Consider the following 1,033-nt stretch of genomic DNA (forward strand, 5'->3'; position numbering starts at 1 on the left):
TGGCCCTGATCCCCTTTTTACGGGTGGAATCAGTTCCTAAGGATATATAGCGTTATATCCCCTGGCGTTTTGGTTCGTTTGTTATTGTTTCTTTTGACATGCCTTTTACTTTCATAAAAAGCATGACCTCGGATGTCTTGATATTTCTTTACGATTTATCATTTCATTTCAATATGCGGTTTTCAAGGTACGTATGCCAAATCCAATGTTCTGGCTTTCGCTGAAAGCTTGCTTTCATAAGAAAGACGGAATATTCGATTTGATAGCGTGCCTGCACGCGACTGAGGAACATTCGTTTCCGATGTGCATACGTCAGCACGACGTTACGGTATCTGTTATCGAATCGATTTTCAATACCGAGTGGAGATGGAGAGATTCGAACTCTTGACCCCCTGCTTGCAAGGCAGGTGCTCTCCCAACTGAGCTACACCCCCACGGATGCGGGTCCTCCCTCTTCGATTTCTTCTCTGAGGCGATCCCTATTTATTTTTCTCTTTTCTTTTAAGTGGGCCTTTCCTCTCTTCCAAGGATTCTTCCACTGCCCTATTTTCATAGGCAGTGGGCTTAAGTGGACTCGAACCACCGACCTCACGCTTATCAGGCGTGCGCTCTAACCGGCTGAGCTATAAGCCCTTCCTTATAAAAACATCCTCTCGGATGATTTTTTTCTTTTGATCCGGCAGCCACCTGCTCTCCCATATCGTCTCCAATATAGTACCATCGGCCGCTTGAGTCTTAACCGTCGTGTTCGGGATGGAAACGGGTGTTTCCCCCAAGCGCATCGCCACCGGAAAGTTTGAGTACTTAGCATTTGTTTTTGAAATGCTTACGTACGAAACTTGTTCTTTGCTACTTTGCGAGGTCTTTCACGAGCTTAGTGCAATAGAACTTCTTTATTTCTTTTTTCTTCGTCCCTTGATCGAGGACTAAACAGTATATAAAACCCTTACTTCTTCTTTTCCTTAGAAAGGAGGTGATCCAGCCGCACCTTCCGATACGGCTACCTTGTTACGACTTCACCCCAGTTATCGGT

General features: G+C 45.2%; 2 tRNA genes and 2 rRNA genes. All 4 read right to left on the bottom strand.

From position 1 onward, the window contains the following. Positions 1-361 precede the first annotated feature (361 nt). Positions 362-434 (bottom strand) — tRNA-Ala (locus DXA13_RS20635). A gap of 125 nt (positions 435-559) precedes the next feature. After that, a tRNA-Ile gene (locus DXA13_RS20640) sits at positions 560-633 on the bottom strand. A 41-nt stretch (positions 634-674) separates the two neighbouring features. Beyond that, a 5S ribosomal RNA gene (gene rrf / locus DXA13_RS20645) occupies positions 675-792 on the bottom strand. Between the two features lie 174 nt (positions 793-966). After that, positions 967-1,033, bottom strand: a 16S ribosomal RNA gene (locus DXA13_RS20650); the annotation flags it as partial.

The organism is Clostridium sp. AM58-1XD (genome assembly GCF_003464085.1).
Lineage (GTDB): Bacteria > Bacillota > Clostridia > Lachnospirales > Lachnospiraceae > Lachnoclostridium_A.